The 8,380-nt window shown below is 71.8% G+C and carries 7 protein-coding genes; 5 read left to right on the top strand and 2 right to left on the bottom strand.

Annotated elements, in window-relative coordinates; all coding sequences use genetic code 11:
* The 5 genes from sucB to HW837_RS37965 all read left to right on the top strand — a co-directional run.
* The coding region (gene sucB / locus HW837_RS37985) for a 2-oxoglutarate dehydrogenase, E2 component, dihydrolipoamide succinyltransferase (protein WP_193383563.1) at window positions 1–1,020 on the top strand (1,020 nt) is incomplete at its 5' end.
* A gap of 290 nt (window positions 1,021–1,310) precedes the next feature.
* Window positions 1,311–1,952 carry a GntR family transcriptional regulator gene (locus HW837_RS37980; RefSeq protein WP_045555398.1) on the top strand — a complete coding sequence of 214 codons (642 nt, stop codon included), beginning with the start codon at window positions 1,311–1,313 and terminating at the stop codon, window positions 1,950–1,952.
* Window positions 1,953–2,391: 439 nt separating this feature from the next.
* Window positions 2,392–5,094 (top strand): pyruvate dehydrogenase (acetyl-transferring), homodimeric type, encoded by a 2,703-nt coding sequence (aceE, locus tag HW837_RS37975; protein ID WP_045555399.1) that lies wholly within the window; start codon window positions 2,392–2,394, stop codon window positions 5,092–5,094.
* Between the two features lie 272 nt (window positions 5,095–5,366).
* On the top strand, window positions 5,367–6,401 hold the full coding sequence (locus tag HW837_RS37970; RefSeq protein ID WP_045555400.1) for a helix-turn-helix transcriptional regulator: 1,035 nt from the start codon (window positions 5,367–5,369) through the stop codon (window positions 6,399–6,401).
* 61 nt (window positions 6,402–6,462) lie between these two features.
* Window positions 6,463–6,981, top strand: a complete 519-nt coding sequence (locus HW837_RS37965; protein ID WP_045555401.1) for a DUF4240 domain-containing protein — start codon at window positions 6,463–6,465, stop codon at window positions 6,979–6,981.
* 15 nt (window positions 6,982–6,996) lie between these two features.
* On the opposite strand, the gene HW837_RS37960 is transcribed toward HW837_RS37965, so the two are convergent.
* On the bottom strand, window positions 6,997–7,281 hold the full coding sequence (locus HW837_RS37960) for a hypothetical protein (protein ID WP_045555402.1): 285 nt from the start codon (window positions 7,279–7,281) through the stop codon (window positions 6,997–6,999).
* A 110-nt stretch (window positions 7,282–7,391) separates the two neighbouring features.
* Window positions 7,392–8,126, bottom strand: a complete 735-nt coding sequence (locus tag HW837_RS37955) for a peptidoglycan recognition protein family protein (protein WP_177261685.1) — start codon at window positions 8,124–8,126, stop codon at window positions 7,392–7,394.
* Between the last annotated feature and the right edge of the window lie 254 nt (window positions 8,127–8,380).

Genomic DNA, 8,380 nt, shown 5'->3' with positions numbered 1-8,380 from the left:
CCCGCCGCCGCCGCGCCGGCTCCCGCGCCCGCTCCGGTCGCCCCGGCCGCCGCGCCGGCCTCGTCGGCGGCCGCCAAGGCCACCGACGAGGGCGCCTACGTCACCCCGCTGGTGCGCAAGCTCGCCGCCGAGAACGGTGTCGACCTGGGCTCCGTCAAGGGCACCGGCGTCGGCGGTCGTATCCGCAAGCAGGACGTCATCGCCGCCGCCGAGGCCGCGAAGGCCGCCGCCGCTGCCCCGGCTCCGGCCGCCGCCCCGGCCGCCGCCGCGAAGAAGGCGCCGAGCCTGGAGGCCTCCCCCCTCCGTGGCCAGACCGTCAAGATGCCGCGCATCCGCAAGGTCATCGGCGACAACATGGTCAAGGCGCTGCACGAGCAGGCGCAGCTGTCGTCGGTCGTCGAGGTCGACGTCACGCGTCTGATGAAGCTCCGCGGCCGCGCGAAGGACTCCTTCGCCGCCCGTGAGGGCGTCAAGCTCTCCCCGATGCCGTTCTTCGTCAAGGCCGCGGCCCAGGCGCTGAAGGCGCACGCGCCGATCAACGCCAAGATCAACGAGGGCGAAGGCACGATCACCTACTTCGACGCCGAGAACGTCGGTATCGCGGTGGACTCCGAGAAGGGCCTGATGACCCCGGTCATCAAGCACGCCGGCGACCTCAACATCGCCGGTATCGCGAAGGCCACGGCGGAGCTGGCCGGCAAGGTCCGCGCCAACAAGATCACGCCCGACGAGCTGTCCGGCGCGACCTTCACGATCTCCAACACGGGTTCGCGCGGCGCGCTCTTCGACACGATCATCGTGCCGCCGGGCCAGGTCGCGATCCTCGGCATCGGTGCCACGGTCAAGCGCCCGGCGGTCATCGAGACCGAGGAGGGCACGGTCATCGGCGTCCGCGACATGACGTACCTGACCCTCTCCTACGACCACCGTCTGGTCGACGGCGCCGACGCGGCCCGTTACCTGACGGCCGTCAAGGCGATCCTGGAGGCGGGCGAGTTCGAGGTCGAGCTCGGTCTGTGACCTCTCTGACCAGGGGCTTCTGAACAGAGGCCACTGATCGCTGTACGACGGTGCCCCGTCCGGAGTCCTCCGGGCGGGGCACCGGTGCGTCGGCGCCGGCCGCGGCCGGGCGGGGAACCGCCGTCGAGCGTGGCCGGTACGGGTCTTTACAAACCGGTCTCCGAGGGGGCGTGTAAGTCTCGTCTCACCTGCGCGAAAGCACCCCCGTGCGCCTCTCCAGCGGAGGGCCACGGCTTTATTGTCTAGAGGTCAACGCCCTTGGGGCTCTGTCCCCCGCCGAAGGAGCCCGCATGACCACCGCGCCCGTCGTCCACTCGCTGCGCGAACAGATCCGCGAGCACATCGTGGAGGGGATCGTGAGCGGGCGGTGGAAGCCGGGCGAGCGGATCGTGGAGCGGCGGATCGCGACGGAGCTGGAGGTCAGCCAGACGCCCGTCCGGGAGGCGCTGCGTGAGCTGGAGTCGCTGCGGTTGATCGAATCCGCGCCGAACAAGGGCGTACGGGTGCGGAACCTGACGGCGGCCGACCTGGAGGAGAGCTACCCGGTCCGGGCGGGCCTGGAGGCGATCGCGGCGGAACTGGCGGCGGAACGGCTGGCGGAGGACTGCTCGGCGCTGGAGCCGCACGTGGCCGCGCTGTACGAGGCGGACCGGAACGCGGACGGCACGTCCCAGGTGCGGCACACGGTGGCGTTCCACCGCGAGCTGGTGCGGGCGGCGGGGAACTCGGTGCTGCTGCACACGTGGGAGGGGCTGGGGATCGAGGTCTTCACGGCGCTCTCGATCCGGTGGCTGGGGACGGTCCAGCAGTCGTACGCGGAGGAGCACGAGGAGTTGGTGGCGGCGTTCCGTCGGCGTGACCCCCGGATCGCGGACCTGGTGAAGGCGCATGTACTGGGCTGCGCGCCGCACACGGACGACGAGCCTGCGTAGTTGTTCGTCCGCGGCCCCGGTGGGGCTTCTCGCGCAGTTCCCCGCGCCCCTAAAAGACCAGGCCCCTGCGGGCCTGAAAAGCAAGGGGCGCAGCCCCTGCTTTTCAGGGGCGCGGGGAACTGCGCGAGAAGCCCCACTCACCCGCACCCGCCAACACACCACACCCCCCACCCCGTTGAGCGAACCCCCGCTCAAACGCCGCCCCACCTGCACAAACCCGGGACCACCAAGGCACCCGGTGTCGTCGCCGAAGGCACCCCGTGCCGACTTTCTCGTGATCAAGATATTTTGCCCGCAACCCTTTGATCGATCATCGATCAACGGGTTACAGTCGCCGACGGGCTTCCACCGAGGCCCCAGCCCTGTCCTGCCAAAGACCAAGGGCACCCCCGAACCCTTACCGATGAGGGAACCCCCTTCGACTGAGGAAGGCGGCGCAATGACCGACTCCCACGCCATCCAGCCGAGCGCGCTCGACCAGCTCCCCGACCGGGACCCGGAGGAGACCGCCGAATGGCAGGCCTCGCTGGACGCCGTCACCAAGGCGGCCGGCCCGCACCGCGCGGCGTACCTGATGCGCCGCACCCTGGAGCGTGCGGAGGGCAACGGCATCGCGCTGCCCAAGCTGCTCGAGACGGACTACGTCAACACCATCCCCACCGCCGCCGAGCCGGGCATCCCCGGTGACGAGGCCATGGAGCGCCGTATCACCGCGTGGAACCGCTGGAACGCGGCCGCGATGGTCACCCGTGGCTCCAAATACGGCGTCGGCGGCCACATCGCCACCTTCGCCTCCGCCGCCTGGCTCTACGAGACGGGCTTCAACCACTTCTTCAAGGGCAAGGAGGCCGACGGCTCGGGCGACCAGCTCTACATCCAGGGCCACGCCTCCCCCGGCATCTACGCCCGCGCCTTCCTCGACGGCCGGCTGAACGAGTCCCACCTGGACAACTTCCGCCGCGAGTCGGGCGGCGACGGCCTCCCGTCGTACCCGCACCCGCGCCGTCTGCCCTGGCTGTGGGAGTTCCCGACGGTGAGCATGGGCCTCGGCCCCCTCTCCGCCATCTACCAGGCGCGCTTCAACCGCTATCTCACCAGCCGCGGCATCAAGGACGTCTCGAACTCCCACGTCTGGGCGTTCCTCGGCGACGGCGAGATGGACGAGCCGGAGTCGACGGCCGCACTCGCGCTGGCGAGCCGCGAGGGTCTCGACAACCTGACCTTCGTCATCAACTGCAACCTCCAGCGCCTCGACGGCCCGGTCCGCGCGAACTTCAAGATCGTGCAGGAGCTGGAGGCCCAGTTCCGGGGCGCCGGCTGGAACGTCGTCAAGTCGCTCTGGGGCTCCGCGTGGGACGAGCTGTTCCAGCTCGACACCACCGGCGCGCTCGTACGCCGGCTGCGCGAGGTACCGGACGCGCAGGTGCAGACGTACCAGACCCGCGACGCCGCCTACATCCGCCAGGACTTCTTCGGCAAGGACCCGGCGCTCGTCGAGATGGCGAAGCTGCTGAGCGACGACAAGATCCTGGAGTGCTTCCACCTCTCCCGCGGTGGTCACGAGGCGCGCAAGGTGTACGCCGCGTACAAGGCCGCCGTCGAGTTCAAGGGCGCGCCGACCGTCATCCTGGCCCAGACCGTGAAGGGCTTCACCCTCGGCGAGGGCTTCGCGTCGAAGAACGCCAACCACCAGATGAAGAAGCTGTCGACGGACGAGTTCAAGCAGATGCGTGATCTGCTCGAACTCCCCATCAGGGACAGCGACTTCGTCGACGGGGTCGTGCCCTACGGCCACCCGGGCGCCGACTCCGCCGAGGTCCGCTACCTCCAGGAGCGCCGCGCCGCCCTCGGCGGCCCCGCTCCGGCCCGCCGTACGCACGCGCTGGCCCCGCTCCCCGCCGCCGCCGACAAGACCTTCGCCGCCTTCGACAAGGGCTCCGGCTCGCAGAACGTGGCGACGACCATGGCGTTCGTCCGCCTGGTCAAGGACCTGGTCCGCGACAAGCAGACCGGCCGCCGCTGGGTGCCGATCGTCCCCGACGAGGCGCGCACCTTCGGTATGGAGTCGCTCTTCCCGTCTCTCGGGATCTACTCCCCCAAGGGCCAGACGTACGAGCCGGTCGACCGCGACCAGCTGATGTACTACAAGGAGGCCAAGGACGGCCAGATCCTCAACGAGGGGATCACCGAGGCCGGTTCCATGGCCGACTTCATCGCCGCCTCGACGTCGTACTCGACGCACGGCGAGGCGATGATCCCGTTCTACATCTTCTACTCGATGTTCGGCTGGCAGCGCACGGCCGACCAGATGTGGCAGCTCGGCGACCAGCTCGGCCGCGGCTTCCTCGTCGGCGCGACGGCCGGCCGTACGACCCTGACGGGCGAGGGCCTCCAGCACGCCGACGGCCACTCGCCGGTGATCGCGGCGACCAACCCGGCGGCGCTGACGTACGACCCGGCGTTCGCGTACGAGGTCGCGACGATCGTCAAGGACGGTCTGCGCCGGATGTACGGCGAGGCCGCGCCGGACGAGGACCCGAACGTCTTCTACTACCTGACCGTCTACAACGAGCCGCTGCCGCAGCCCGCGAAGCCGGGCGTGGCCGGGGTGGACGAGGGCATCGTCAAGGGCCTGTACCGCTTCAACACGGCCGAGTCGGCGGGGCTGTCCCCGGTGGCGAACGCGCCGCGCGTGCAGCTGCTCGGCTCCGGTACGGCGATCCACTGGGCCCTCCAGGCGCAGAAGCTGCTCGCGGAGGAGTGGGGTGTGGCGGCCGACGTCTGGTCCGCGACGTCCTGGAGCGAGCTGCGGCGGGACGCGCTGGAGGCCGACGCGGCGCTGCTGCGCGGCGAGGAGCGGGTGCCGTTCGTGCGGCAGGCGTTGCAGGGGGCGGAGGGGCCGGTGCTGGCGGTCTCCGACTACATGCGGCAGGTTCCCGACCAGATCGCGCAGTGGGTGGAGCAGGACTACTCGTCGCTGGGGGCGGACGGGTTCGGCCTGTCCGACACGCGTGAGGCGGCCCGTCGGCACTTCGGCGTCGACGCGCAGTCGATCGTGGTGGCGGTGCTGGCGCAGCTCGCACGTCGTGGAGAGGTCAAGGCCACGGCGGTGAAGGAGGCGCGGGAGCGGTACGGGTTGTAGGGGGCGGGGGCGCCTCATAGCTCGGGGGCGCGGGTTCGTCGGCGGGTGCGGCTCCGGTGGGGCTTCTCGCGCAGTTCCCCGCGCCCCTGAAAAGCAGGGGCTGCGCCCCGTGCTTTTCACCCCTGCGGCCCCGTCGCCTTTTCAGGCCCGCGGGGGGCCTGAAGCTTTTAGGGGCGCGGGGAACTGCGCGACCAGCCCCCACCCACCCGCGCCCGAAGAACGCACCCGACAACCCACCCCCTTTTGTCACCCCGGCCCGGCATCATGGCCCCATGCGTGCTGCCCGGCTGATCAAGATGGTGTTGTTGCTTCAGTCCCGGCCCTCCATGACCGCCGCCGAACTCGCGCGGGAGCTGGAGGTGTCCGAGCGGACGGTGACGAGGGACGCCCAGGCGCTGTCGGAGGCGGGGGTACCGGTCTACGCGGACCGCGGGCGGGCCGGGGGCTATCGGCTGATCGGCGGGTACCGCACACGGCTGACAGGGCTGGCCCGCACCGAGGCCGAGGCGTTGTTCCTCAGCGGTGTGCCGGGCGCGCTGCGGGAGATGGGGCTGGAGGACGCGGCCTCCGCCGCCCGGCTGAAGGTGTCGGCCGCCCTTCTCCCCTCCCTGCGGGACGCGTCCCGCACGGCCTCCCAGCGGTTCCACCTCGACGCGCCGAGCTGGTTCAAGGAGCCGAAGACGCCCGAGCTGCTGCCCACCGTCGCGGACGCGGTCTGGGACGACCGCCGGATCGTCGCGCGGTACCGCAGGGGACACACCGAGGTCGAGCGGGCCCTGGAGCCGTACGGTCTCGTGCTCAAGGCGGGCATCTGGTACCTGTGCGCCCGGGTTCCCGACGCGGAACCGCCCTCCGGCCCCGGCGCCGGGGCGGGTTCCGGCACCCGGCCGGGTTCAGGGGTCTTCCGTACCTACCGCATCGATCGCTTCACCGGCGTCGACACCGTCGACGAGCGCTTCACCCGTGACGAGACGTTCGATCTGCCGGCCCACTGGGACGAGCAGGCGGAACGATTCGCCAGGTCGATCCTGCGCGCCGAGGTCGTCGTGCGGCTGTCGGCGGAGGGCGTGCGGAGGCTGCCGCACGTGGTGGATCCCGTGTCGGCCCGGGACGCGTTGAGCGCCGTGGCCGACACCCCCGACGAGCACGGCCGGGTGACCGTCGCCCTCCGCGTGGAGTCGGAGGACGTGGCGTACACCCAGCTCATCGCGTTGGGAGCGGAGGTCGAGGTGCTGGCTCCCGCCGCGCTGCGGGAGCGCTTCGCGGACGACGCGCGCCGGCTGGCTCGGCTGTACGAGTCCTCGTGAGGCAAGAATGGGTCGTTCTCCACGTGCGTCCCACCCGCCCAGGCCCGATGCTGGACCAGTGATGGACGAGACGGAGTTCTGGGAGTTGGTGGACACGGCCCGCGAGGACGCCGAGGGCGATCCCGAGGACCAGGCCGACCTGCTCGTGGAACGGCTCGGCCGGCTGGACCCGGAAGCGGTCCTGGACTTCGCCCGGCACTTCGAGTCCCGCTACAACCGCGCGTACACGTGGGACCTTTGGGGCGCCGCCACGGTGCTGCTGGGCGGTGCCAGTGACGACGCGTTCGACTACTTCCGGTGCTGGCTGATCGGCCAGGGCCGGGAGGTGTTCGAGGGGGCGGTGCACGACCCCGACGCGCTCGCCGATCTGCTGGACGACTTCGACGAGGAGATCGACGGGGACGCCGAGGAGCTGGGATACGCCGCGGACGAGGCGTACGAGCAGCTCACCGGTGTGGTCGCCCCTGACCTCGGCATCCCGCCCCCGCCCGGCGAACCCGAGGGGAACCCGCTCGACTTCGAGGACGACTCCGCGCTCGCGGAACGCTGCCCGAAGCTCTGGGAGCGCTTCCGGGCCTGAGGCCCGCCGTCCGGGTCACGCCCGCAGCCCGCGGTTCGTTGTGCGGGGCAGGTAGGCGGACGGCTCGGTGGTGTACGGCCCGCCGTGGTGGCGTCGTTCCTTGCCCGGGGCCGGGTGTTCGGGGGCCGAGGTTCCGTGCAGGGGCGCGGTGTTCGCGCGTTCCAGCGCGGACGCGGTGACGGCGGACGGGCCGAGCACGACGACGACGGTCGCACAGGCCACCGTCCACGGGCCCCGCAGGGCCGAGGCCCAGGACTTCTTCGGGTCACGGGACATGTTCTTCGTACGGCTGCCGCTCATTTTCCCCACCTCCGGTCGGCGTGACGACCACGAAGGTAGGGCGCGGATCTGGGAGAACTCTGTGAGGCGGCGGCGCGCTGCCTGTGAACCTCATGAGATGTGCCGCCCGGCTACGTCCGGCCCTGGAGGCGGGCCGCCAGTTCCCGGATCGCGGGCAGGCGCTCGGCGAGGGCCGCGCCGGGGCAGCTGGTCATGTAGCCGTCGCTGTGGCCCGCGAGGGTGGGCAGCAGGACGGTGGTGCCGGCGGCGTAGCGGCTGAGGCTGTTGCTGGAGGTGAGCCGGACGCTGCCCCGGGGGTCGACGTCGGAGAGCCCCAGCTTCCATGCGGCGATCGCGGCGATCGCGTCGGTCATGGCCTGCGGGACGGGGACGCCCGCGGTGAAGGTGCCGAGCGCGGCGATACCGGAGGTGCGGTGGTTGAAGCCCTGGGTGTGGGCGCCGACGACAGCGCGGTCGACGCCGCCCGCGCGGCCCTCGTAGATGGTGCCGCAGCGGTCGACGAGGAAGTTGTAGCCGATGTCGTCCCAGTGCTTGGCGTCGGTCTGGCCGGTGTAGAGGCCGCGGATGATGCGGGGCGCGTCGGCGCAGTCGTAGCCGTTGGGGGAGTCCGTGTGGTGGACGAAGACGGCGGCGACCTCGTCGTCGTAGCGGGCGGGCGGCTGGCTGGGCGCGTCCTTCTCCAGCCAGCGGGCCCTGGGCACGATGGCCGGCCGGGGCGCCCGGTGCGGCAGCGCGGGCTCGGCCGCGGCGGGCCCGTCGGCGCGCTCGGCCGTACGGTCCACGCCGATCGCGTACAGCACCAGGGCGAGGACGGCCCCCAGCACGGGCAGACAGGCCAGCAGCATCAGGACGGGCCGGGGCAGGTCCACGCGCTCCCGGGCCAGGCGCATACGTTCCCGCACCCGGCGCGCACACTCGCGTGCCGGTCGCGTGCGGTCGTGGGCCGCGCCGGTGCGGTCGTCTGCCTGGCCCGTGGCGCCGTGGGCCGCGCCCGTGCCGTCGGCGGCCGGGCCGAGGCCGTCGTGGGACCGGCGCGGCCGCCGCCGGGCCGGGGCCGGGGCGCGCGGGGTCCGTGTGCGGCGGCGCCCCGCACGGAGCA

This window comes from Streptomyces caniscabiei, assembly GCF_014930365.1.
Lineage (GTDB): Bacteria > Actinomycetota > Actinomycetes > Streptomycetales > Streptomycetaceae > Streptomyces > Streptomyces caniscabiei.
The sequence above is the reverse complement of the archived record's forward strand: the minus strand, read 5'-3'. Positions and strand labels throughout refer to the sequence as shown.

Bases quoted from the DNA above. Each gene is read 5' to 3' on its own strand.
- HW837_RS37980 (WP_045555398.1), top strand. From the start codon at position 1,311: ATGACCACCGCGCCCGTCGTCCACTCGCTGCGCGAACAGATCCGCGAG.
- aceE (WP_045555399.1), top strand. From the start codon at position 2,392: ATGACCGACTCCCACGCCATCCAGCCGAGCGCGCTCGACCAGCTCCCC.
- HW837_RS37970 (WP_045555400.1), top strand. From the start codon at position 5,367: ATGCGTGCTGCCCGGCTGATCAAGATGGTGTTGTTGCTTCAGTCCCGG.
- HW837_RS37965 (WP_045555401.1), top strand. From the start codon at position 6,463: ATGGACGAGACGGAGTTCTGGGAGTTGGTGGACACGGCCCGCGAGGAC.
- HW837_RS37960 (WP_045555402.1), bottom strand. From the start codon at position 7,281: ATGAGCGGCAGCCGTACGAAGAACATGTCCCGTGACCCGAAGAAGTCC.
- HW837_RS37955 (WP_177261685.1), bottom strand. From the start codon at position 8,126: ATGCTGCTGGCCTGTCTGCCCGTGCTGGGGGCCGTCCTCGCCCTGGTG.